This is a genomic window from Pseudomonas sp. LBUM1652, assembly GCF_059716105.1.
Window position 1 is genome coordinate 167531 of the sequence record NZ_CP166804.1, and the last position, 24693, is coordinate 192223.

The window sequence follows — 24693 nt, forward strand, 5'->3', positions numbered from 1 at the left end:
CAAGATGAATGCCCCTTTGCAAGGCCACGCGGCCAGCAACCCGGTCGCCACGGCGCAAGCGCTGTTGGCGGTCGACCAGGTCAGCCTGGAATACCGCACGCCGCAACGCGTCGTCCGAGCGACTCACCAGGTTAGTTTTGAAGTCGATCAACAGGATCGCTTCGTGCTGCTCGGCCCATCCGGCTGCGGTAAATCCACCTTGCTCAAAGCCGTCGCGGGGTTCATCCAGCCTTGCGAAGGCGAGATCCGCCTGCAAGGCCAGCGCGTTGATGCGCCGGGGCCTGACCGGATAGTAGTTTTTCAGGAATTCGATCAACTGCCGCCGTGGAAAACCGTCAAACAGAATGTGATGTTTCCACTGCTCGCTTCGCGCACGCTGAAGAAAAAACAAGCTGAAGAGCGTGCGCTGCACTATCTGGAAAAGGTCGGATTGGCGGCGTTTGCCGATGCTTATCCGCACACGCTTTCCGGCGGCATGAAGGCGCGTGTGGCGATTGCCCGGGCGCTGGCGATGCAGCCAAAAATCCTGCTGATGGACGAGCCGTTTGCCGCACTCGATGCGCTGACCCGACGCAAGATGCAGGAGGAGTTGCTGCTGCTCTGGGAAGAAGTGCGCTTCACCCTGTTGTTTGTCACGCACTCGATCGAAGAGGCGCTGGTGGTCGGCAATCGCATCCTGTTGCTGTCGCCGCATCCGGGGCGGGTGAGGGCGGAAGCCCATAGCCATCAATACAACCTGCGAAGCCTTGGCGGTGTGGCGTTTCAGGAGTCGGCACGGCGCATTCATCGGCTGTTGTTCGATGAAGGCCAGTCGCCGGAAACCGAGCTCGACCATGACTTCAACGACATTCGCATCGCTTATTGAGCGGCCTGGAGGATTGCCCGATGAGCCAATCATCATCTGTAAGACATGAATTCGAAACCGTGCTGCAGCCGCTGACCAGCGTACCGGTCGAGCGCGAATTACCTATCGGCCAACGCTTGTGGCAACAGGGCTGGCTGCGTAAAAGCCTGATCCTGATTTTGCTCGCGGTGCTGTGGGAAATCGTCGCCCGGGTGCAGAATAACGATCTGCTGCTGCCCAGTTTTGTGCAGACCAGTCATGCGCTTTACGACGGTCTGCTCAGCGGCGAATTGCTGGGCAAGGTGTGGATATCGCTGGTGGTGCTGCTCAAGGGGTATCTGATTGGCATTGTCTTGGCGTTTGCCCTGACCACGTTGGCGGTGTCGACGCAGTTTGGTCGCGATCTGTTGAGCACGCTGACCTCGATGTTCAATCCGCTGCCGGCGATTGCCCTGCTGCCGCTGGCCTTGCTGTGGTTTGGGCTGGGGCAGAACAGCCTGATTTTTGTGCTGGTGCATTCGGTGTTGTGGGCGCTGGCGTTGAATACCTATGCAGGGTTTCTCGGCGTCTCGGAAACCCTGCGCATGGCCGGGCGCAACTATGGCCTGAAGGGCATGCGTTTTGTGCTGTTTATCCTGATCCCGGCGGCGCTGCCGTCGATTCTCGCCGGGCTGAAGATTGGCTGGGCGTTTGCCTGGCGTACGTTGATCGCCGCTGAGTTGGTGTTCGGTGCGACCAGTGGCAAGGGCGGGTTGGGCTGGTACATCTTTCAGAATCGCAATGAGCTGTACACCGACAAAGTGTTCGCCGGGTTGGCGGTGGTGATCCTGATCGGGTTGCTGGTGGAGAACCTTGTGTTCGACACGCTGGAACGGGTGACCGTCAAACGGTGGGGGATGCAGCGCTGATTTGTCGCGCTCCGACCGGCCCCTTCGCGAGCAGGCTCGCTCCCACATTTGAAATGCATTCCCATGTGGGAGCGAGGCTGCTCGCGAAAGCGTCGGTCCGGCCACCGCCTCATTAGCTGAATGTTTGCTAGCATTGCGTGCAGATCAATCCAGATCAGCCAAGAGTGCTCAGCATGCAACTCCCGGACATGAACCTTCTGGTCGCCCTCGACGCCTTGCTCGACGAGGGCAGCGTGGTGGGCGCCGCGCGGCGAATGAACCTCAGCCCGGCAGCCATGAGCCGAACCCTGACGCGCATTCGCGAAGCCATCGGCGATCCGATTCTGGTGCGCGCCGGCCGGGGCCTGGTGCCGACACCCAAAGCATTGGAGTTGCGTGAACAGGTGCGTGATGTGGTCGAGCAGGCCGCGCTGTTGTTCCGTTCGGCGGACACTGTGGAACTGGGCAGTTTGCGTCGGCGCTTCAGCATTCGCGCCAATGACTTTTTCATCGGCGTGTACGGCGGCAAACTGTTCGACACCCTCGACCAGCAGGCGCCGCACTGTGAACTGCGCTTCGTCCCGGAAGGCGATGGCGACGATGAAGCGCTGCGAGAAGGCCGGATCGACCTGAGCGTCAGCAACACCCGCCCGGTGACCCCGGAAGTAAAAGTGCAGAACCTGTTTTCCACGCATTTCGTCGGCCTGGTGCGCGAGGATCATCCGCTGCTCGACGGAGAAATCACTGCCGAGCGTTATGCCGGTTTCTCCCACATCAGCATGTCGCGGCGTGGCATTGCGCGTGGGCCGATCGATACGGCTCTGAATGCGCTTGGGCTGGAGCGGCGAGTGGCAGTGATTGCGCCGAGTTTTCATGCGGCGATGTTTGCTCTGCCGGATTCCGACCTGATCCTGCCGGTGCCCAAGGAAGCGCTGTTGAGCGTGCGGCGGTTGGGCTTGAAGCTGCGCTCCTTCAACCTGCCGATTCCGTTGCCGACCCTGATGCTGACTCAGGCCTGGCACCCGCGCTTCGACAAGGACCCGGCGCACCGTTGGTTGCGTGAAACCCTCAAGACTTGCTGCGATGAGACCTGGCTCGCCGCGCAACCCTAATCCCACAATCGACACAAACCCCTGTAGGAGTGAGCCTGCTCGCGATAGCGGTGTATCAGTCAACGTAGATATCGACTGAAACGATGCCATCGCGAGCAGGCTCACGCCTACAGGGTTAATCGTTGTGTTTGACACACTTATATCCTGCCAATAAGTCAATTTTCGTCAGCACTAAGCCCGACTAAGATGCTCCGGTATTTTTCCCTCCGGAGTTTGCATTCATGACATCCCTGACGGTCCCGGCGCCAATGGCCGCGACCAGCCCGGCGACGGCGGCCGCGCCACCGGCATTCGGGACGCGGATCATCATCGGCCTGGTCGGCGTGCTGGTCGCGGTGCTGGTGTCGGGCCTCAACGAGATGGTGACCAAGGTCGCCCTAGCCGACATTCGCGGCGCGCTGAACATTGGTTACGACGAAGGCACCTGGCTCGTCGCCAGTTACACCGCCACCTCGGTCGCGGCCATGGCGTTCGCGCCGTGGTGCTCGGTGACGTTCTCGCTGCGCCGCTTCACCCTCTGCGCGATCAGCCTGTTCACCTTGCTCGGCGTGCTGTGCCCCTTTGCCCCGAACTACGAAAGCCTGCTGCTGATGCGCACCCTGCAAGGTCTGGCTGGCGGCGCGTTGCCGCCGATGCTGATGACCGTCGCCCTGCGCTTCCTGCCGCCGAACTTCAAACTTTATGGCCTGGCCGGTTACGCGCTGACGGCCACCTTCGGCCCCGGCCTTGGCACGCCGCTGGCGGGGTTGTGGACCGAATACGTCGGCTGGCAATGGACGTTCTGGCAAATCATCGTGCCGTGCCTGATCGCCATGGTCATGGTCGGTTACGGTATCCCGCAGGACCCGCTGCGGCTGGAGCGCCTCAAGACGTTCAACTGGAAAGGCCTGCTGCTGGGTTTTCCGGCGATCTGCATGCTGGTGATCGGCCTGTTGCAGGGCAATCGGCTGGACTGGTTCGAGTCGGATCTGATCTGCGCACTGCTCGGCTCGGGGTCGCTGCTGCTGGTGGCGTTCCTGATTAACGAGTGGTCGCAGCCGATTCCGTTTTTCAAGTTGCAGATGCTCGGCATCCGTAACCTGGCGTTCGCGCTGATGACCCTGGCCGGCGTGTTGGTGGTGCTGCAAGCGGTGGTGTTGATTCCGTCGAGCTATCTGGCGCAAGTGCAGGGTTATCGCCCGGTGCAGACCGCGCCGATCATGCTGATCGCGGCGTTGCCGCAGTTGATCGCGCTGCCGCTGGTGGCGGCGCTGTGCAACCTGCGCTGGGTCGATTGCCGCTGGGTGCTCGGGACGGGTTTGAGCATGCTGGTGCTGTCCTGCCTCGGTGGCTCGCTGCTGACCTCGGAATGGATTCGCGACAACTTCTACGTCCTGCAATGGCTGCAGATCTTCGGTCAACCGATGTCGGTACTGCCGCTGTTGATGCTCTCCACCGGCAGCATCCAGCCAACGGACGGGCCGTTTGCCTCGGCCTGGTTCAACACCGTGAAAGGTCTGGCGGCAGTGATCGCCACCGGGGTGCTTGAGGCGCTGACCACGGCGCGTCTGCATTTTCACTCGACCATGCTGGTCGACAGCCTCGGCAACTCACCGTTGGCCGGCCGCAGCGATCCGGGCCTTGCCCATCGTCTGCATGAACAGGCCGTGGTGCTGACTTCTTCTGATCTCTATGTGTGCATGGCCGGCGTTGCAGTGGCGCTGATCCTGCTGATTTTCTGGCTGCCGACGCGGATCTTCCCGCCACGCGCGCCGACCTGATTGCCGTACTGAAAATGAAGGTTTTTATGACGACTCAAGCAAAGCAAAAACTCGCGGTGGCCGTCGCCGCTGCGCTGGCGGTGGGCGTGCTGTTGTATCTGGCGGTGCCCGGCCTTTTTGGCAAACGTACCCAGCAAAATACCAACGACGCTTTCGTCTCCGCTGATTTCACTTTAGTGGTGCCGCGCGTGGCCGGTTTCATCAAGGAAGTGTTGGTGGAAGACAACCAACGGGTACAGGCCGGGCAGTTGCTGGCGTTGATCGATGATCGTGATTTGCGTGCTGCCGCTGAGGCCGCGGATGCGCAAACCCTGGTCGCGCGCGCGCAGTTGCAGAACGCCAAAGCCACGCTCGAACGCCAGACCTCGGTGATCGCTCAGGCGCAGGCCTCGGTGGTCTCGGCCAAGACTGAAATGGCGTTTGCCCAGCAGGAATTGAATCGCTACAACCACCTCGCCGGCGTGGGTGCCGGTACGGTACAGAACGCGCAGCAGGCCCGTACGCGTATCGATCAGGCCTCCGCGCGGCTGGACACGGCGAGCGCGAAACTGGCGGCCGAGCGCAAGCAGGTGGAAATCCTCACCGCCCAGCGTAATGCCGCTGAAGGTACGTTGAAACATGCACAGGCGGCGCTGGAAATCGCCAGTTTCGAACTCTCCTACACGCGCATCACCGCGCCGCAGGACGGCATGGTCGGCGAGCGTGCCGTGCGCGTTGGCGCCTATGTGACGCCGGGCAGCAAGCTGCTGGCAGTGGTGCCGTTGCAGCAGGCCTATGTGGTTGCCAACTTTCAGGAGACGCAATTGACGGACGTGCAACCGGGCCAGCAAGTGCAGGTGCGCGTCGATAGCCTCGGCGGCGAGGCACTGAGCGGCCGCGTCGAGAGTATTGCGCCAGCGACCGGCGTGACCTTCGCGGCGGTGAAACCGGATAACGCCACCGGCAACTTCACCAAAGTGGTGCAGCGGATTCCGGTGAAGATTGTGCTGGAGCCTGGGCAGCCACTGGCCGAGCGGTTGCGGGTGGGGATGTCGGTCGAGGCGAGTATTGATACCCGCACTTCGGCGACGTCGGCGCGTGAGGTGACTCAGCGATGAGCTTCTTTGAACGAACTGACGCCTTCGCGAGCAGGCTCGCTCCCACAGGAGAAACGCATTCCAAAATGTGGGAGCGAGCCTGCTCGCGAAGAGGCCGCTGGCAGCAACTCGCTTTGGGTGCCCTGCTCGCGGTAAGTCTCAGCGCCTGCACCGTCGGCCCTGACTTCCAAAAGCCTGAAGCCACGCAAATCGCCGACTGGGCAAAACCCGCCAAATCCGCCCCCAGCCGAGCCGTCAGCGAACCGCTGAACGAACGCTGGTGGGAAGTCTTCAACGACCCACAACTCTCGGCCCTTACTCAACGTGCCGTGCGCAGCAACCTCGACCTGCAACTGGCCAGCAGCCGCCTGCAACAAAGCCGCGCCGCGCGCCAGGTAATCACCGCTGATCGCTACCCCAACACCGCCGCCACCGGCAGTTACGCACGCAAGCGCAACAGTGGCGAGGGCTTGAACGATCCGTCCGGGCAAAACGGCGATTCCGCGTTCAATCTGTGGGACGCCGGTTTCTCGGCCTCGTGGGAGCTGGATTTCTGGGGCCGCGTGCGCCGCGAAACCGAAGCTGCCGATGCCAACCTCGAAGTCGCCGAAAACGACCGTCGCGGTGTGGTGCTCGCCGTCCTCGCCGACACTGCGCAGAACTACATTCAGTTGCGCGGCGTGCAGAACACCCGCGCCGTCACCGAGCAAAACCTCGACGTTGCCCGTCACAGTCTGAAGCTCTCACAACTGCGTCTGAATGATGGCGTGGCGACGGATCTGGACGTCGCCGAAGCCGCCGCGCAAGTTGCGGCCATCGAATCGCGCCTGCCGGCGCTGGAACAGCGTCAATCGCAACTGATCAACGCCATCAGCTTATTGATGGGCGAGCCGCCGCAAGCCCTGGCCAAGGCATTATCCACAGACGCGGCGGTGCCGCAGTCGCCGCTCACGGTCGCCATCGGCTTGCCGTCGCAACTGGCCGAGCGCCGTCCGGACATCCGTCAGGCCGAAGCGCGGCTGCATGCGGCCACCGCCAACATCGGCGTGGCCAAGGGCGATTTCTATCCGCGCATCACCCTGTCCGGCAATCTCGGCTCGCAAGCGATGCAGTTGAGTGACTTCGGTTCGTGGGGCTCGCGCGCGTTCGGCATCGGCCCGCAATTCAGCCTGCCGCTGTTCGACGGCGGCCGCCTGCGCGGCATGTTGCACCTGCGCGAAGCCCAGCAACAGGAAGCGGCCATCGGCTACCAGCAAACCGTACTGCGCGCCTGGCACGAGATCGACGATCAACTGACCGCCTACAACGCCAGCCAGCGTCGCCGCGACAGCCTCGCCGAAGCCGTGCGCCAGAACCAGATCGCCCTGCGCACCGCGCAACAGCAATACGTCGAAGGCGTGGTCGATTTCGTCAACGTGCTCACCGTGCAGAGCGCGTTGCTCGCGACTCAGGAGCAGTGGGTGGAAAGCTCCACCGGGGTTTCGCTGGCGATGGTCGGGTTGTACCGGGCGTTGGGTGGGGGATGGGAGTCGGTGTATCCGGCAGCAGAAATGGCCGCTGAGTAACTCGATCGGCCTGAAATTTGAGTAATGTGCGCAGGTGTCCAGTGGGCGGATTTCCCTGCGCCAGCAGTGTGCCGAACTAGACTCAAAGACACGGCAACAGCGTTCAGCGCAACACCGAGGTGCATCATGCGTATGGCCAAAAAGGTGCAAAGCAGTCTGACCCGGGCGCATTGCGAATATGACATCGTCGCCCACCGGCACTCGTCCAGCAGCCTCGAAACCGCAAGGGTTTCCGGGGTGCCCGCCGAGCGCGTGGCGAAATCGGTGATCCTCGACGACCACCACGGGCATTACCTGATGGCCGTGCTGCCGGCCAGCAGTCATCTTGATTTGACCAAGGTGCGCAGTGGCGGCGAATGGCAGATCACCCGCGAGAGCAATCTGGCGCACATCTTCGACGACTGCGAGCGCGGCGCGGTGCCGCCGCTGGGGGATTCCTATGGGTTGGACATGGTCATCGACCCGCTGCTGACTCGGCAGAAGGATATTTATCTGGAAGCCGGCAACCACGCCTATCTGCTGCACATGAGCGTGCCGGAGTTTCTGAAAATGGTGCCGCATGCTGAGGTGCGGGAGTTGAGTCATTAGTTTCGCTGCCGCCTTCGCGAGCAGGCTCGCTCCCACAGGGGGATTGCGTTCAATCTGTGGGAGAGAGCCTGCTCGCGAATCATTTTCCAGGCCCCACGTGTCTGAAGGAGTTCATCCATGGAAAACCCAACCCACAGCCTCCCATCCCTGTTCAAACAACTCGGCCTGGACAACGACCCCACCGGCATCGAGCAATTCATCGCCACACACTCCCCACTCAAACCCGAACTGCACCTGGCGGATGCGTTTTTCTGGAGCAAGAGTCAGGCAGGTTTTTTGCGCGACGAGATTCTGGGTGATGCCGATTGGGCGGAGGTGGTGGATCAGTTGGATGTGTTGTTGCGTAAGGGGCGGTAGGACTAACTGAATGGCGAGCACTTTTAGCCTGATCGTTTTGCGGTTGTCTATGATCAAAAAATGGACCAATATCACGACCTCAATTGAGGTCTTTTATTATGCAAAATGTTCTGGCCGATATGGCTGTCAGTGTTTCCGAATTGAAGAAAAACCCATCTGCTGTTTTAAGCGGCGCACAGGGTGGGGCTGTGGCCGTTCTGAACCACAACCGCGTCATGGGCTACATGGTGCCAGCCGATGTTTACGAGGCAATGATGGAGCGGCTTGATGATTTGGAGCTGGCTGAAATCGTGCGTTCGCGCAGCCATGAAACGCCCATTTCGGTAAGCCTGGATGACCTATAAGCTCGAATTTCTGCCATCTGCTCATAAAGAGTGGAACAAGCTGGGTCACACGCTCCGGGATCAATTCAAGAAAAAGCTCGCGGAAAGATTGGCGCTACCGAGAGTGTCAGCGGATGCACTCCATGGCATGCCGGACTGTTACAAAATCAAACTCAAGGCCTCTGGCTACAGATTGGTCTATCAAGTAATCGATGTGCGAGTCGTCGTTTCTGTAGTCGCGGTAGGAAAACGCGAGCGCAGCAGCGTGTACGCGAATGCAAAAAAGCGCTGAGTACACCCTGGCGTGTCCCTTCCTTTCGGCGAACAGCCAATTTGTTTCAAAACTTGACTGATTTTCCCCTCCAATGCGATATTGATAGTTAGCAAACTAACAGTGTGCATTTTCTCGTGCCCGATACCCTCGACGCTCTCCAGATGAACATCAGCAGTGCCATGGTGGTGGCCGCCAGGCATTGGCGGAAGATCTGCCAGACCACGCTGGTCAATTACGGAATCTCCGAAGCCTGCGCCGTGCCGTTGTTGATGATCGGCCGGTTGGGTGAGGGCGTGCGTCAGGTGCAGGTGGCGCAGGCGGCCGGGATGGAGAGTCCGTCGCTGGTGCGTCTGCTCGATCAGTTGTGCCATGCCGGGTATGTCTGCCGCACTGAAGATGCACAGGATCGGCGCGCCAAATGCCTGAGCCTGACCGACACCGGCCGTGAACTGGTGCAGGCAGTGGAAATCGAACTGGTGCGCTTGCGTCACGAAGTGCTCGAAGGGATCGATCAGAGCGATCTGGAGGCTACGCTTCGGGTACTCAGAGCTTTTGAGGCGGCCAATCCGCCGTTGGTGGTTAATTCTTGAACGGTTTTTTCACTGGCATTCCGCCGGCCCGGGACTGGTTTTACGGGATCCGCACTTTTGCAGCGTCGATGCTTGCGCTGTACATCGCCATGCTTATGCAAATGCCGCGTCCGTATTGGGCGATGGCCACGGTGTACATCGTCTCCAGCCCGTTTCTCGGGCCGACCAGCTCCAAAGCGTTGTACCGCGCCGTCGGCACTTTTCTCGGTGCCGCAGCGGCGGTTTTTTTCGTGCCGATGTTTGTGCAGAGCCCTTATGTGTTGGTGGTGGTGATCGCGTTGTGGACGGGGATTCTGCTGTTCCTGTCCCTGCATCTGCGCACGGCCAACAGTTACGCGTTGATGCTCGCCGGATATACCTTGCCGCTGATCGCCTTACCGGTGGTGGATAACCCGCTGGCGGTGTGGGACGTCGCAGAAGCGCGCACCGAAGAGATTTTCCTCGGCATCGCCGTCGCCGCCGTGGTCGGTGCGATGTTCTGGCCGCGTCGCCTGGCGCCGGTGTTCAACGATGCCGTGAGCAAGTGGTTCGCCGACGCTTCGACTTACAGCCTGAAGTTTCTCAGCCGTGATGTGCAGCCCGAAGAAGTCACCGCGCTGCGCATGGCCATGGTCGCCAGTTTCAACAGCCTCGAATTGATGATCGGCCAATTGCCCCACGAAGGTTCTCGGCCGCAAACCGTGCGTAACACCAAGGAGTTGCGCGGACGGATGATTCACCTGCTGCCAGTGATCGATGCGCTGGAAGATTCGCTCTACGCCCTCGAACGGCGCACGCCGGAACTGGTGGCAAAATTCGCGCCGCTGCTGGCCGCGACCCGTGAATGGCTCAGCCATCAGGATGCCGATCTCGACCGCTGGCAAGCGCTGAAAGACCAACTCGAAGCCCTGCAACCGAGTGCGCAAGCGCTGGAGGATCGCAAGCAATTGTTGTTCTCCAACGCCTTGTACCGTCTCGGCGAATTCATCGATTTGTGGCAAGACTGCCGCAGTTTGCAGGATGCGATTCTCTGCGAGCGGCAGGACAGCTGGCGCGCGGTGTATCGCCACTGGCGTCTTGGTCGGCTGACGCCGTTTCTCGACCGTGGGTTGATGATGTACTCGGTGGCCTCGACCATTCTGGCGATCATCGTCGCCTCGGTGCTGTGGATTCTGCTCGGCTGGCCGGACGGCGGCAGTGCGGTGATTCTGGCGGCGGTCGCGTGCAGCTTCTTCGCCTCGATGGATGACCCGGCGCCGCAGATTTACCGGTTCTTTTTCTGGACGGGCATGTCGGTGCTGTTCGCCAGTCTCTATCTGTTTCTGATTCTGCCGAACCTGCATGACTTCCCGATGCTGGTATTGGCGTTTGCCATCCCGTTCATCTGCGTCGGCACGCTGACGGTGCAGCCTCGCTTCTACCTTGGCATGCTCCTGACGCTGGTCAACACCTCGTCGTTCATCAGTATTCAGGGCGCCTACGACGCGGACTTTTTCGCCTTCGTGAACTCCAACCTGGCGGGGCCGATGGGGCTGTTGTTCGCGTTCATCTGGACACTGGTGGCGCGCCCGTTCGGCGCCGAGCTGGCGGCCAAGCGCCTGACCCGGTTCAGTTGGAAAGACATCGTCGACATGACCGAACCGGCGAATCTGGCCGAACACCGGCAATTGGGCGTGCAACTGCTCGATCGCCTGATGCAGCATCTGCCGCGTCTGGCCCTGACCGGCCAGGACACCGGCATCGCCATGCGCGAAGTGCGCGTGGGCCTGAACCTGCTTGATTTGCTCGCCTATACCCCACGCGTGAACGGCGTGCCGAAGACGCTGTTACAGCAAGTGGTCGCCGAAGTCGGCGAGTATTTCCGTGCCTGTCTCAAGGCTGGCGAACGCCTGCCGGCGCCGAGTCCTCTGTTGATGACTCTGGACCGCACCCGCCGCGCGCTCAATGGCCATGGCGACGAAGAAACCCGACTACATCTGTTGCACGCCTTGAGCGGTTTGCGTCTGGCGTTGCTGCCGGGCGTCGAATTCGTTTCCAGCGCCGAGCCCGAAGAACCGCTGCCCGATGGAGCGCCCCTATGATCGGTGATCTGGACATCAGCGGCATTTTCCTGCCGACCCTGCTGGTGTTGATGGGCATCACTTATGTGCTGTTTTTGTTGGTGCATGCCGTGCTTACGCGCGTGCACTTTTACCGTCTGGTCTGGCACCGGGCATTGTTCAACGTGGCCCTCTACGCCGTGCTGCTGTACGGCGTGGACTCACTCAGTCGATACCTGATGACATGAAAAAACCGTTTTTGACTATCGGTCGCGTGGTACTCACCCTGCTGATCGTGACTTTTGCCGTTGTCCTCGTCTGGCGCATGGTGATGTATTACATGTTCGCCCCCTGGACCCGTGACGGCCACATCCGTGCCGACATCATCCAGATCGCGCCGGACGTGTCCGGGCTGATCCAGCAGGTCGAGGTGAAGGACAACCAGTTGATCAAGCGTGGCCAGGTGCTGTTCAGCATCGACCAGGACCGGTTTAAACTGGCCCTGCGTCAGGCCAAAGCCGCCGTTGCCGATCGCGAAGAAACCCTGGCGCAGGCCCAGCGTGAAGCCAAGCGTAACCGTGGCCTGGGCAATCTGGTGCCGGCCGAACAGTTGGAAGAAAGCCAATCGAAAGTGGCCCGCGCACAATCGGCATTGGCCGAAGCCATGGTCACGGTGGACAGCGCCCAACTCAACCTTGATCGCTCGGTAATCCGCAGCCCGGTGGACGGCTACGTGAACGACCGCGCGCCGCGTACGCAGGAGTTCGTCACCGCCGGGCGCCCGGTGTTGTCGGTGGTCGACAGCAATTCCTTCCACATCGACGGCTATTTTGAAGAAACCAAACTCGACGGCATTCATGTCGGCCAGTCGGTGGATATCCGTGTGGTCGGCGATCGCGCCAAGCTGCGCGGGCATGTCGAAAGCATCGTCGCCGGCATCGAGGACCGCGACCGCACCAGCGGCAGCAATCTGTTGCCCAACGTCAACCCGGCGTTCAGTTGGGTGCGGCTGGCGCAGCGGATTCCGGTGCGCATTGCCTTTGATGATGTGCCGGCGGACTTCCGCATGATTGCCGGGCGTACCGCCACCGTCTCGATCATCGACGATCAAAAGCAGGAGCCCGCGCAATGAACAAGGCCCTGATGATCGCCGGGTTGGGTGTGATGCTCTCGGCCTGTCAGATGGTCGGGCCGGACTATCAGGTGCCCGATGACGCGGCGATTCAGCGCAAGGACTTTCAGGGCGAACTGGCCGTTGCGGGCAAACCGGTGGTGTCGGCGCCGGTTCCGGCGGACTGGTGGCGGTTGTACAAGGATCCGCGACTGGATCAACTGGTGCAGCAGGCCATGGCCTCCAACACTGATCTGCGCGTGGCGGCAGCGAACCTTGCGCGGGCTCGCGCGCAAGTCGATGAGGCCGAGGCGGCCGGTGGCTGGAGCGCCGGCGTGAAGATGGGCGCCCAGCGTTTGCAGGAATCCGGTCAGGCGTTTTTGCTGCCGGAAAAAGTCCCGGTCGACAACGTCGGCGATATTGGCATCAGCGCTTCTTATCAGTTCGATCTGTGGGGCACTCTGCAACGCGGTATCGAAGGCGCTAAGGCTAACGCCGATGCGACTCAAGCGGCGGCTGACACTGCACGCATCACCTTGGTGGCCGACGTAGTTCGCGCCTACACCCAGGTTTGCGCGGCTAATGAAGAACGGGAAATTGCCCAACACTCCCTCGACCTGCAATCGCAAAGCACCACGCTGACTCAGCGCTTGCGTGACGCCGGGCGTGGTGATGAAACCCAGGTCACTCGCTCGCAAACCCAATTCAAATCCCTGCGCGCCGAGCTGCCGCGCTATGAAGCGGCGCGTCAGGCCGGGCTGTTTCGCCTGTCGATGCTGCTGGCCAAACCGGTCGATCAGTTGCCTGCCGGCACGGCGACCTGCGCCGAGTTGCCGAAAATCGCCCAACTGGTACCGGTCGGTGACGGCGCCGCGTTGCTCAAGCGTCGCCCGGATATTCGCCAGGCCGAACGTCGACTGGCCGCTTCGACTGCGGGCATCGGCGTCGCCACCGGCGAGTTGTATCCAGACATCAGCATCGGCGCGACCATCGGCACCGTCGGTCTTATTGACGACTTGGGTGATCCATCGACCAACCGCTGGGGTTTCGGCCCCTCGCTGAGCTGGAAAGTGCCGACCAACGGCGCCCGCGCGCGAATCCGCGAAGCTGAAGCGTCGACCCAAGGCGCACTGGCGCATTTCGACGGCGTGGTGCTCAACGCCATTCGCGAAACACAGACCGGTCTGGCCCAGTACAGCGCGTTACTGCAACGCCGCGATGCCCTGGCCGACGCCGAGCAGTCGGCGAAACTCGCCGCAGACCAGACGCACCGCTTCTTCCAGGCCGGGCGCGAGTCGTTCCTCGCCGACCTGCAAGCAACCCGCACCTACACCGATGTCACGGCGCAGCTGGCCGCCGCCAACACGCAAGTCGCCATGAGCCAGATCGATTTGTTCCTCGCTTTGGGCGGCGGCTGGGAAAGCGGACGAACGCAAGCTTCAAGCCCGAGCAAACCCTGAGGCCATAGCTATGCTTTGAAGTGTTGAAGGGGCGCCCCGTGCAAAGCGCCCCTTCAGCGCACATTGCTAGCGCTGGTCTAGGGGAAACCAATAATGAAAAACCCTTACGCTCTCGGCTTCTGGTGCGCCCTCGTAGCGTTGGTGCTGCTCTCGGCCACCTATTTTTACGGCATCATGCTGGCCCACCAGATCGACAAGGCCATGGTTTTCCTCGACAGCGCCGTCGCGCTGATTGCGGTCATGGCAATCGTGGTGGTGGCTTGGGCATCGCTCCAGGTTCAGCGGGTGAAGAAGCGACAACTTGAACAGGGCAAGACCCTGGTGCTGATCTGGGACACCAAAGTTGCCCTGCGCAAGGTCGAAACCGTGTTCGACCGATATTTCTGGGGCAGCTACTGGCAGCCCGGCCGGACTTTCGCCGAAGTCATGGGCGAACTCACTGGCACGCCGCTGGAAAAAAGCCTCGAAGCGCTGAAGAAGCAGTGTCTGGAACTCGACAAGCAGATCGACAGCGAAGGTTGGCACTGGCTGAACAATGCCCGGGAATTGTCCGACGTCGCCACGGCCATGGCCCGCGAACGCTATCAACTGGACTTCTGCGACCCGCGCGCCGATGGGCCGGGCGGGGCAGTGATCGATCGGGATTTCGAGGTGCTGGTGTATACCTGGACGGCGCGGCTGAAGAGCTTTGATCATCAACTCGATGAGATCGAGGTTCAGTATTCCTGATTTTTGGCTGAATCATCTGGCCCCTTCGCGAGCAGGCTCGCTCCCACAGGTACAGTGTTGTCCTTGTGGGAGCGAGCCTGCTCGCGAAGGCGGACTGAAAAACACTGAAACTCTCCCGGCCTGTCGACTGTCCACACTCCCCATAGACACTCTTTCACCTTTAAACATTGAGCCGTCTCCCGCGCCCAGTGCTAATCTCCACCGCTAAATTCAGCGGAGTCGAGCCGCAACCCGGTCACGGGTTCAGGGAAGACGACCACACTTTCAGCCACGGAAATCGATCAGGTCATTCATGAATAAATCAGCAGGCGTGCTACTCGGAATTGTTGTTGCCATCGGCGCGATCAGCGCAGGCGGGGCCTGGTACACCGGGACCAAGATCGAAGGCGTATTGAACAACGCCGTCTCTAACGCCAACAAAGAACTGCAAACCGCCATGGCCGGTTCCAACGGCACCGCGTCGCTGGAACTGGTGTCGCTGGAGCGCCACACCTTCACCAGCACCGCGCACTATCGCCTCAAGGGTGAAGGCGAGATGTTTGGCGATGCGCCGGTCGAGCTGCTGTTCGTCGACCACATCGAGCACGGCCCGCTGCCGTTCTCGCGTCTGGTGTCGCTGAAATGGCTGCCGGTCATGGCCACCAGCAACTACCAGCTGGAAAAGAATCCGGCCACCGAAAAATGGTTCGCCGCCACCAAGGGCGCTGCCCCGCTCAAAGGCGTAACCAACATCGGCTACGACGAGTCCACCACCAGCACCGTCGACCTGCTGCCACTGGAAACCGCGCTGGATGAGCAGTCGAGCCTGAAGTTTTCCGGCCTGACCCTGAACATCTCCGCCAGCGCCCAGGCACAGAAGGTCAAGGCTGACGGCTACATGGACAGCCTGAAACTGGTGACTGTGGCTGAAGATCAGGCGCCGGTGCAGATCGAACTCAACGGTCTGACCCTGGCGAGCAACCTCACCAAGAGCAGCTACGGCTACTACACCGGCAACAACACCCTGGAGCTGTCCAACAGCAAAACCACCTTCGGCACCAAGCAATCGGTGCTCGGCGTGAAGAACTTCGAAATGAAGAACCTCACCGAAGAAAACGGCAGCAATGCGTCCGGCCGTGCTGACTACACGGTGGGTGAAGTAACGCTCAACGACAAGAAAATCGGCTCGGCCAGCATGGCCATGAGCCTGAAAAACCTCGACATCCCGTCGACGATGTCGCTGATGCAGATCTACCAGACCAAACTGCAGCCATACGAAAAAGCCGCCGCCGAAGCCACGGCAGCCGGCCTGCCGGCACCGGAGCTGAACCTGACCGAAGCCGAGTCGGCGCAGGTCAAGGCTGACCTGCAAAAACTGCTGGCCGCTGGCCCGCAAGTGGCGCTGGAGAATCTGTCGCTGAAAACCGCCAACGGTGAGAGCCGCGCGAATCTGGTGATCGACCTGACCAAGCCGCAATCGATGGATCTGCCGCCGGATCAACTGGGCAAACAGCTGATCGCGTTGCTTGATCTCAATATCACCGTGTCCAAGCCGATGCTGATTGATCTGCTCAGCGTGCAGGCGCAGCTCGATGGTCAGACTGATGCCAAAGCCATCGTCGATGGCGCTACCGGCGCGGCCGACATGTTCTCCGGGATGGCCGTCGGCTCGCAGTTGGCGATCGTAGAGGGCACCAACGTTGTGACCAAGCTGCATTACGCCGCCAATCAGGTGGAATTCAACGGCCAGAAGATGACCGTCGAGCAGTTCGTCGGCTTCCTGATGAGCAAGTTCGCGGGCGTCACGCAAGTGCAGTAATACTGCGCTCTTAATAGAAACGCCCGGCCTCTGTACCCACAGACGCCGGGCGTTTTGCTGTCTGGCGTTCGGCTTTTCGGTGTCGCGGCCGAGCCGCCGGCCGATTCTGAACAATTATTGTGTTCTGAATTTCGGTCCTCGCTTGCATGCAAACTGCCTGACTAAGCTTGGCTGAGCGTTCCTGGCTCGGCCCCGTTACGAATGGGCAAGGAGGGCATTACGACCCGGCTGGCCATGTAAGGATGCTGACGAATGCCGCGTATTGATGGTCCTGTATTACATCGTGGTTTACGCCCTTTGTTTCGAGTCGCGCTGTGCAGCCAATTGCTCTGGCCGGCCTTGGCGTTTGCCGACACACCCTACGATCAGATGGTGCGGGATGCCCGTGCCGGGCAAACCACGCCTGCGCTGAATGTGCTGCGCCAGGTGCCGCCGGGTCAGGCGACCACCGGGCAGATCAGCGATCACCTGCAAATCGCCAGTTGGGCCGGACTCGACGCCGAAGTGGTCAAGGTTTATGAAACCCAGGGCCGTGACCGTGTGCTGCCGGTTCAGGCGCTGACCGCCACCGCTCGTGCCTATCGCAACCTCAAACGTTGGGATCAGGCGACTCAGGTTTACAACAAGGCGCTGGCGCTGGAGCCGGATAACGCAGACCTGCAACTGGGACTGGCTCTGACGCAGGCTGACGCCGGCAAATCCGACGAAGCGGTCACCCGCGCCAAAGCGCTGGTGGCGGCCAAACCCGATGATCCTTCCCGTCGTTTGGCGCTCGGCTACGCGCTGAGCCGTGCCGGCAAGCAGTACGACGCCCTGTTCGAATACGATCAGGCCTTTATCCGCGCCGGCAGCAAACCTGAAGTCGCCCGCGAATACGTGGTCGCGCTGCAAAAGGCGCGTCTGCCGGAACCGGCGCTGCGTCTGGCCAATCAGCGTCCGGGCCTGATCGATCCGGTCACCCTGCGCCGCCTCGAAGGCGATCTGGCTGCCGAGCGCGTGCGCCTCGCCGAACTCGCTACCCGCAGCGAACAAGAACGCTATGTGATCGCCGACCGCGCGTTGGCCGATTACGACAAATTGCTCGCCACCTGGACCCCGGACGCCACCGCTCACGATGACGTGATCCGCTGGCGCATCGACCGCATGGGCGCACTCAAGGCCCGGGCGCGCACCGGCGATGTCATCAGCGAATATCAGAAGCTGCAAGGCGAAGGTGTGAAGATCCCGACCTACGCCCTGCGTTGGGTGGCGGCGTCTTATCTCGATCAACGTCAACCGGAACTCGCCACCGACCTCTACCGTCAGGTGCTGGCAGCTCCGGACGCCGATGCCAGCGATCGTCTGGAAGACACAACAGCGCTGTATTACTCGCTGCTTGAAAGCGACCGAGCCGACGAAGCGCGCAAAGTCGCCGAGGATGCAGCCAAGTCCCAGCGACCCCGCACCGAACTCAAAGGCCTCCCCATCGGCAACCCCAACGATGAGTGGATGGACGCCCAACAACTCGCGGCACAGGCCGGCACCTACGGTTCCGACCTGCCACACGGGGAGGAGCGTTTACAGACGCTGGTCGAACAGGCGCCGGGCAACACCGGCCTGCGTCTGGCACAGGCCGATCTGTACCTGGCTCGCAACTGGCCGCGCCGCGCCGAGAATCAGCTCAAGGAAACCGAGAGCATGGTGCCCCGCGACATGGGCCTGGAAGTCGCTCAAGCGCGCACAGCCATGACGTTGCAGGAATGGCGGCAGATGGATGCACTCACCGACGACGTGGTGGCGCGATATCCGGACAACCGTCAGGTTCAGCGCGCGGCGCGCGAGCGTGAAGTCCACGACATGTCCGAACTGCGCGTCGAAGCCTACGGCGGCAAGGCCAACGGCGGTGGCAGTGGCGACGCCGGAGCGGTCAGCGGGAGTCGCGATTTCGGTATTCAGACCACCCTGTACAGTCCGCCCATCGATGAAGACTGGCGCGTGTTCGCCGGCGCCGGTTATGCCACTGGCGACTTCGCCGAAGGCACCGGCCACCACCGTTTCCAGCGCGTCGGTCTGGAACGTCGCACCCGCGACATGACGCTTGAAGCCGAAGTCTCCAACCATTCCTACGGCTTCGGCGACAAACAGGGCGCACGTCTGGCGATCGCCCGCGACATCAATGACCACTGGCAGTACGGCGGCAGCCTCGAATACCTGTCGGCCGAGACGCCGTTGCGCGCGCTCAACAGCGACATCAAGGCCAATGGCGGCAGCGGTTTCATTCGCTGGCGCGCCAACGAAAGCCGCGAGTGGCGGCTGTCGGTGAGCCCGTCGCACTTCAGCGACGGCAACAACCGTGTCGAAGCCTTGCTCACCGGACGCGAGGGCGTCTACAGCGCGCCGAACGTGCAGGTCGATGCGGGACTGGAAGTCGGCACCAGCCACAACTCCAAATCCGATGACGTGCCGTACTTCAATCCGAAGTCGGACTTCAGCGTCATGCCACTGGTCAACGTCAATCACGTGCTCTATCACCGCTACGAAACCTCTTGGAGCCAGCAGTTCCAGGCAGGCGCGGGGACGTACAGCCAGCGTGATCACGGCACTGGCGGCATGGCGCTGATCGGTTACGGCCAACGTTATGCCTGGAACGACGTGTTCGAGGTGGGCGGTTTGTTCAGTGTGATCAACCGGCCCTACGACGGTGATCGGGAGACCGATCTGCGTCTGCTCGTCGACCTCACTTTCCGCTTCTAGAAGAGTTTGAAGATGCCTTTGATTTCGCGTTTCATCCTTTTGCTGGGGGTGCTGCTGGCCAGCGCTTGCGCCCAACAAGCCCCTGCATTCACCCCGCCATCCGAGCGTCCGGTGGCGGCCAGTGAAAAACCGTGGCCGAAAAATCATGTGTTGGGCATCGCCTATCACGATGTCGAAGATCGCGACCCCGATCAGGCTGTGGTGGCGGTGCGTACCGAGCGCCTGATCGAGCAGCTCGCGTGGCTGCGGGAAAACGGCTACAAACCGGTGACGGTCGATCAGATCATGGCCGCACGCAAGGGCGGGCCGGAACTGCCAGCGAAGGCGATCCTGCTCAGTTTTGACGACGGTTACTCAAGCTTCTACACCCGCGTGTTGCCGGTGCTGCGTGCCTATAACTGGCACGCGCTGCTGGCGCCGGTCGGCAGCTGGATCGACACGCCGCTGAACCAGCCAGTGGATTTCGCCGGTGCTCCGCGCCCGCGTTCCGACTTTCTGACCTGGGATCAGATTCGCGAAATTTCACGCTCCGGGCTGGTGGAAATCGCTGCCCACACCGACGCCAACCACAAAGGTATTTTGGCCAACCCGCAGGGCAACCTGCAGCCTGCAGCGGCCACCCGGCGTTATGACCCAGTGACCAAACGCTATGAATCCGAGGCCGATTTCCAGGCGCGGATCCGCACTGACGTGAACAACATTTCGGAAAAAATTCGCAAAGTCACCGGTAAGAAACCACGCGTGTGGGTCTGGCCATACGGCGCGGCGGATGGTACTTCGCTGACCGTGGTGGGCGAGGAAGGCTACGAAATGGCCCTGACCCTCGAAGACGGTCTCGACGCCCTCGACAACCTGATGAGCAGCCCGCGCTTTCTCGTCGCCTCGGATCCTGACGGCGCGCGTTTCGCCAACAGTATCGTCGACGTGCAGTCGGATTTCGTCATGCGCGTGGTGCATGTCGATCTGGACAACGTCTACGACCCGGATCCGGCGCAGCAGGACATCAACCTCGGCAAACTGGTGCAGCGCATCGCTGACTTGGGCGCCAACACAGTGTTCCTGCAAGCCTTCGCCGATCCCAAGGGCGATGGCCTGGTGCATTCGCTGTACTTCCCCAACCGCCACTTGCCGGTGCGTGCGGATATTTTTAACCGCGTCGCCTGGCAACTACGTACCCGCGCTAACGTGAAGGTCTTCGCGTGGATGCCGGTGCTGAGTTTCGGCCTCGACTCTAAACTGCCGCGCGTGACCCGTTGGGACCCGAAAACCGGCATCACCTCGGTGGATCCGGATCAGTACCAACGCTTGTCGCCGTTCGATCCTGAAGTGCGACGGATCATCGGTGAAATCTACGAAGACGTGGCGCGTCTGACCTCGGTCAACGGCATTCTCTACCACGACGACGCGTTGCTCTCGGACTTCGAAGATGCCAGCCCGGCGGCGCTCAAAGCCTATGCGGCCAGCGGCTTGCCGGGCTCGATCGCGGCACTGCGCGATGACCCGGCAGCGATGCAGCGTTGGACCCGATTCAAGAGCCGCTACCTGATCGACTTCACCAATGAGCTGACGGCCAAGGTTCGCGCCATTCGCGGCCCGCAGGTGCTGACCGCGCGCAACATCTTCGCCGAGCCGATGCTCAATCCACACAGCGAAGAATGGTACGCACAGAACCTCGACGACTTCCTCGCGACCTACGACTGGACGGCGCCGATGGCGATGCCGCTGATGGAAAAACAGACCCAGGCAGAGTCCGGGCCGTGGCTGGAGTCGTTGGTGGAAACCGTCAGAAAGCGTCCCGGAGCGTTGAATCGCACCGTGTTCGAATTGCAGGCGCGCGACTGGACCAAAAAAGAACAGGCCGACATCGATGGCAAACAACTGGCCGACTGGATGGGCCGTCTCAAGCGCCAGGGTGCGACCAGTTTCGGTTACTACCCGGACAACTTCCTCGACAACCTGCCGGACCTGAAAACCGTCCGGCCTGCGCTCTCCAATAAATGGAACCCATAACATGCTGGATAGACTGTTAGCCCTGCTTGTTCTGGCGCTCGTCCTCGGCGTGCCGCTGGGACTGATTTTCCTCGTCACCGGCCAGTTCCTGATGGACTTCGTGTTCTTCTACCCGTTGTTCATGTCGGGGTTGTGGATTGCCGGTGGCCTGTATTTCTGGCTGCACTGGGAACGCCACTGGCCGTGGAAGGACGACACCCTGCCGCCGCCGCTGGCGGGCGAACCGCTGATCTCGATCCTGATTCCTTGCTACAACGAAGGCGACAACGCTGCCGACACGATTCACGCGGCGCTGGCCCAGCACTACCCGAACATCGAAGTCATCGCGATCAACGACGGCTCCAAGGACAACACCGCCGAAGTGCTGGACAGGATCGCCAAGGAAGACCCACGGCTGCGGGTGCTGCACCTGGCGGAAAACCAGGGCAAGGCCGTCGCCCTGCGAATGGGAGCCATCGCGGCGCGCAGTGAGTATCTGGTGTGCATCGATGGTGACGCGCTGCTGGCGCCGAACACCGCAGCCTATCTGGTCGCGCCGATGCTCGATAACGCGCGGTTGGGCGCAGTGACCGGCAATCCACGGATTCGCACACGCTCCACGCTGGTCGGGCGGGTGCAGGTCGGGGAGTTCTCGTCGATCATCGGTTTGATCAAACGCACACAACGAGTGTTCGGGCGGATCTTTACGGTGTCGGGCGTGATCGTCGCGTTCCGTCGCACGGCCCTGCACCGGGTCGGCTACTGGAGCCCGGACATGATCACTGAAGACATCGACATCAGTTGGAAGCTGCAACTCGATCACTGGAGCATCTTCTACGAGCCACGCGCGCTGTGCTGGATTCTGATGCCGGAAACCCTCGGCGGTCTGTGGAAGCAGCGCTTGCGTTGGGCTCAGGGCGGCGCCGAGGTGTTGTTCAAGAACATTCGTGGCATCTGGCAGTACCGCCATCGTTACCTGTGGCCGTTGCTGTTCGAATACTGCCTGTCCACCGGTTGGGCGTTCACTTTCCTGTTGTCGGTGATCTTCTGGGGCGTCGGCAAGTTTGTGGTCATGCCCGAAGCCATTGCGGTGGATCACCTGATGCCGCCGGCGTTTACCGGGTTGCTGCTGGCCTTTGTCTGCCTGTTGCAGTTTGCCGTCAGCATCATCATTGACCGGCGCTATGAGCCGGGGTTGGGCAAGACCATGTTCTGGGTGGTCTGGTATCCGATTGCGTTCTGGTTTGTCAGCCTGCTGACCACGCTGGTCAGTTTTCCCAAGGTGCTGTTTGGCCAACATCAGAAGCGTGCGCGCTGGGTCAGCCCTGACCGTGGCATAAAGCCGATCGGGGACGACGAAGAGGAGGTCATCAAATGAAAATCATCCGGACTCGCCAACGGCCGTTTCTGGTCGTGATCGATGTGATCTTCACCGTTATCGCTTGGGTTGGCCTGCTGTATCTATTGGTGCAAGGCCTGTGGCCATTGATCGAAACCCACGAAGGTGGGCCGCGGATTGATAGCTCGGCGTTTGATGCGCTCGGCACCTTGCAGATTTATCTGTGGGTGGCGGTGGTGAACGCGGTGATCCTCATTACTTGGGCGCGTTATCAGCACCGCAAAAGCCGCAGCTTCGCCCAGCGCCGACTGCCGGCGCCGGTGGTCGACGATGAGGGGCTGAGCAAGAGTTTCAAACTGTGCGACGACCGCTTGCAAAAGCTGCGCACCCCGGGGGTGATGACCATTCACAACGATCAGGAAGGCGACATCAGCCATGTGGTGACGCATTTCTGGCCGGTGCAGCAGGCCGAATTGCCGCCGCCGCTGGCACCGCTTGAACACCCGCGAGTGATCTTTTTGCATGCCGAAGACGACGACAATCGTGAGCCGGTCAACCGGATGACCTGACTTCGCGAATCAACTGCCAGGCGTCTGTGATCGACAGCGGCTGTTTCATTCGCTCGGCCAGCAGCGCCATGGCGCGCTCCTCTTCGCAAGCCACAGCGGCCACCACAACACCGTTTTGACCGAACAGCCCGAGGAAGGGCGGCTGTTCGGGCTCGCCCATGAACTCGACTTCATCCCAATGCTCGGCGTGGCCGAGGTAGTCGTAGTTCTTGCCGAAGTGCCACGTCCAGAAAAACGGTACATCCAGATAGTGCTCGTTGCCGCCAAGCATATTGGCAGCGGCGATTCGTGCGTGTTGCTGGGCCAGGCGCCAATGTTCGATGCGCTGTGGCTGGCCGTTGAGCGGGAACGTAGCGATATCGCCAATCGCCCACAGACCTTCCGATACGCGCATGCCGCCGTCGACCCGCAGTGAATGGTCTTTCTCCCGTGGTAATACCGTGAAAGCCTCGGTGGCCGGGTGCACGCCGACGCCGGCCAGCACCAGATCCGCTGCAATCCGCAAGCCGTTGTCGAGCAAAACCGCCTCGACTTTGTCGTGACCGGTGATCTCCACGGCCTCATGCTCGGTGATGAACTTCACCCCGTTTTCTTCGTGCAGCGCGCGGATGGCTTTGCCCACGGCTTCGCCAAACTGGGCGGCGAAAGGAATCGCGTGGCGGGCGAGTACCGTGACATCGAGACCCTGCTGGCGCAGCGCCGAGGCGCATTCGAGGGCGATGAAGCTGTCGCCGATGATCACCGCACGTTGATCGGGTTGGGCCGCGTGCATGATCTGTTCGGCATGGGCTTTTGAGCGCAGGAGGAACACCTGCGGCAGATCCGCGCCGGGTAACTCCAAGGGGTTGGGTTCGCCGCCGGTGGCCAGCACTGCGGCGTCGTAATTCACGGTTTGGCCATCGTTCAGGTGAAGGGTTTTCGCTGGGGCGTCGAGCGAAGTGATTTCGCCTTGAATGCGCTCGATACGCTGCTCTTTATAAAAATCTTCATCGCGCAGCGGCGGGGTTTCTTCCGGCGACATTTCGCCTGCGAGGACAAATTTGCTCAGCACGGTGCGGTCGTAACCGGCGTCTGCTTCGCGGTCGATCATTTTTATGCGCCCGCCAAATCCCTTTTCCCGCAGCGCCGCCGCGCATGCAGTGCCCGCCGCACCGGCGCCGACAATCACGAACGTGCGTGAATCGTCTGCCGGTGGCGTTTGCGGATCGGCGATCGGCTGATCATCGACCCAAACCTCTTCGCCGCGTAGCTCCAACGGATACCGCTTGAGGCTGTCGAGGGCAGGCGGTTCGCATAAGGCGCCGTCTTCAATACGGAAAGCAGCCTTGTGCCATGGGCAGATCAGCCGACCATGACACAACGCGCCGTCCGCCAATGGCGCGCCGGCATGTGGGCATTCGCCCTGAAACGCACGTAATTGGCCGGCGGCGCGCAGCACAATGATCTTCAAATCGCCGATTTTGACTTCCAGGCCACGGTCTTGCGGGACATCGGCGAAACGGGCGACACGGTGCAGGGACATGTTCGACTTCCTCGCGGGCATTTCTCTTACGAGTTTGCGCAACAGTGCG

At 61.2% G+C, this 24693-nt stretch carries 22 protein-coding genes; 21 read left to right on the forward strand and 1 reads right to left on the reverse strand.

The window, feature by feature from the left end; translation table 11 throughout:
- The first annotated feature begins 4 nt into the window (after positions 1-4).
- From ACA069_RS00715 to pgaD, 21 genes are all read left to right on the forward strand, one after another.
- Positions 5-865, forward strand: a complete 861-nt coding sequence (locus tag ACA069_RS00715; protein ID WP_497615871.1) for an ABC transporter ATP-binding protein — start codon at positions 5-7, stop codon at positions 863-865.
- Between the two features lie 20 nt (positions 866-885).
- Positions 886-1752 carry an ABC transporter permease gene (locus ACA069_RS00720; RefSeq protein WP_187680315.1) on the forward strand — a complete coding sequence of 289 codons (867 nt, stop codon included), beginning with the start codon at positions 886-888 and terminating at the stop codon, positions 1750-1752.
- Between the two features lie 173 nt (positions 1753-1925).
- On the forward strand, positions 1926-2843 hold the full coding sequence (locus ACA069_RS00725; RefSeq protein ID WP_187680314.1) for a LysR family transcriptional regulator: 918 nt from the start codon (positions 1926-1928) through the stop codon (positions 2841-2843).
- A gap of 221 nt (positions 2844-3064) precedes the next feature.
- Positions 3065-4603: an MFS transporter gene (locus tag ACA069_RS00730; RefSeq protein WP_497615874.1), complete on the forward strand. Its 1539-nt coding sequence runs from the start codon at positions 3065-3067 to the stop codon at positions 4601-4603.
- Positions 4604-4629: 26 nt separating this feature from the next.
- The gene (locus ACA069_RS00735) at positions 4630-5700 is read left to right on the forward strand and encodes an HlyD family secretion protein (RefSeq protein ID WP_497615876.1); all 1071 of its coding nucleotides are present in this window, start codon (positions 4630-4632) and stop codon (positions 5698-5700) included.
- Entirely contained in the window at positions 5697-7244 is a 1548-nt protein-coding gene (locus ACA069_RS00740; RefSeq protein WP_497615878.1) for an efflux transporter outer membrane subunit, read from the forward strand. The genes ACA069_RS00735 and ACA069_RS00740 overlap by 4 nt, the downstream gene beginning before the upstream one ends.
- Before the next feature lie 126 nt (positions 7245-7370).
- Positions 7371-7832 (forward strand): aminoacyl-tRNA deacylase, encoded by a 462-nt coding sequence (locus ACA069_RS00745; protein WP_497615880.1) that lies wholly within the window; start codon positions 7371-7373, stop codon positions 7830-7832.
- A gap of 117 nt (positions 7833-7949) precedes the next feature.
- Positions 7950-8189 carry a DUF2789 domain-containing protein gene (locus ACA069_RS00750; RefSeq protein ID WP_497615882.1) on the forward strand — a complete coding sequence of 80 codons (240 nt, stop codon included), beginning with the start codon at positions 7950-7952 and terminating at the stop codon, positions 8187-8189.
- Between the two features lie 98 nt (positions 8190-8287).
- Complete coding sequence (locus ACA069_RS00755) at positions 8288-8533, forward strand: type II toxin-antitoxin system Phd/YefM family antitoxin (protein WP_187680309.1); 246 nt, start codon at positions 8288-8290, stop codon at positions 8531-8533.
- A complete protein-coding gene (locus ACA069_RS00760) occupies positions 8523-8804 on the forward strand; it encodes a type II toxin-antitoxin system RelE family toxin (RefSeq protein ID WP_095190381.1) in 282 nt (93 codons plus the stop codon). Before ACA069_RS00755 ends, ACA069_RS00760 begins: the two co-directional genes overlap by 11 nt.
- 143 nt (positions 8805-8947) lie before the next feature.
- Positions 8948-9376, forward strand: coding sequence for a MarR family winged helix-turn-helix transcriptional regulator (locus ACA069_RS00765; protein WP_187680307.1), 429 nt, complete (start codon positions 8948-8950; stop codon positions 9374-9376).
- On the forward strand, positions 9373-11436 hold the full coding sequence (locus ACA069_RS00770) for an FUSC family protein (protein WP_497615885.1): 2064 nt from the start codon (positions 9373-9375) through the stop codon (positions 11434-11436). Before ACA069_RS00765 ends, ACA069_RS00770 begins: the two co-directional genes overlap by 4 nt.
- Complete coding sequence (locus ACA069_RS00775; protein ID WP_007917703.1) at positions 11433-11642, forward strand: DUF1656 domain-containing protein; 210 nt, start codon at positions 11433-11435, stop codon at positions 11640-11642. Before ACA069_RS00770 ends, ACA069_RS00775 begins: the two co-directional genes overlap by 4 nt.
- Complete coding sequence (locus ACA069_RS00780; RefSeq protein WP_401264682.1) at positions 11639-12526, forward strand: efflux RND transporter periplasmic adaptor subunit; 888 nt, start codon at positions 11639-11641, stop codon at positions 12524-12526. Before ACA069_RS00775 ends, ACA069_RS00780 begins: the two co-directional genes overlap by 4 nt.
- Positions 12523-13965, forward strand: a complete 1443-nt coding sequence (locus tag ACA069_RS00785; protein ID WP_401264684.1) for an efflux transporter outer membrane subunit — start codon at positions 12523-12525, stop codon at positions 13963-13965. Before ACA069_RS00780 ends, ACA069_RS00785 begins: the two co-directional genes overlap by 4 nt.
- A 93-nt stretch (positions 13966-14058) precedes the next feature.
- On the forward strand, positions 14059-14694 hold the full coding sequence (locus tag ACA069_RS00790) for an NADH:ubiquinone oxidoreductase subunit N (protein ID WP_187680302.1): 636 nt from the start codon (positions 14059-14061) through the stop codon (positions 14692-14694).
- A 292-nt stretch (positions 14695-14986) separates the two neighbouring features.
- Positions 14987-16492: a YdgA family protein gene (locus ACA069_RS00795; protein WP_187680301.1), complete on the forward strand. Its 1506-nt coding sequence runs from the start codon at positions 14987-14989 to the stop codon at positions 16490-16492.
- Between the two features lie 252 nt (positions 16493-16744).
- A complete protein-coding gene (gene pgaA, locus ACA069_RS00800) occupies positions 16745-19225 on the forward strand; it encodes a poly-beta-1,6 N-acetyl-D-glucosamine export porin PgaA (protein ID WP_497615888.1) in 2481 nt (826 codons plus the stop codon).
- 12 nt (positions 19226-19237) lie between these two features.
- The gene (pgaB, locus tag ACA069_RS00805) at positions 19238-21235 is read left to right on the forward strand and encodes a poly-beta-1,6-N-acetyl-D-glucosamine N-deacetylase PgaB (protein ID WP_489879614.1); all 1998 of its coding nucleotides are present in this window, start codon (positions 19238-19240) and stop codon (positions 21233-21235) included.
- Position 21236: 1 nt separating this feature from the next.
- Positions 21237-22592 carry a poly-beta-1,6-N-acetyl-D-glucosamine synthase gene (gene pgaC, locus ACA069_RS00810; RefSeq protein WP_497615890.1) on the forward strand — a complete coding sequence of 452 codons (1356 nt, stop codon included), beginning with the start codon at positions 21237-21239 and terminating at the stop codon, positions 22590-22592.
- Entirely contained in the window at positions 22589-23122 is a 534-nt protein-coding gene (gene pgaD / locus ACA069_RS00815; protein ID WP_489879615.1) for a poly-beta-1,6-N-acetyl-D-glucosamine biosynthesis protein PgaD, read from the forward strand. The genes pgaC and pgaD overlap by 4 nt, the downstream gene beginning before the upstream one ends.
- On the opposite strand, the gene ACA069_RS00820 is transcribed toward pgaD, so the two are convergent.
- On the reverse strand, positions 23106-24644 hold the full coding sequence (locus ACA069_RS00820) for an FAD-dependent oxidoreductase (RefSeq protein WP_497615891.1): 1539 nt from the start codon (positions 24642-24644) through the stop codon (positions 23106-23108). The two genes, pgaD and ACA069_RS00820, sit on opposite strands and share 17 nt — an antisense overlap.
- Positions 24645-24693: the final 49 nt, after the last annotated feature.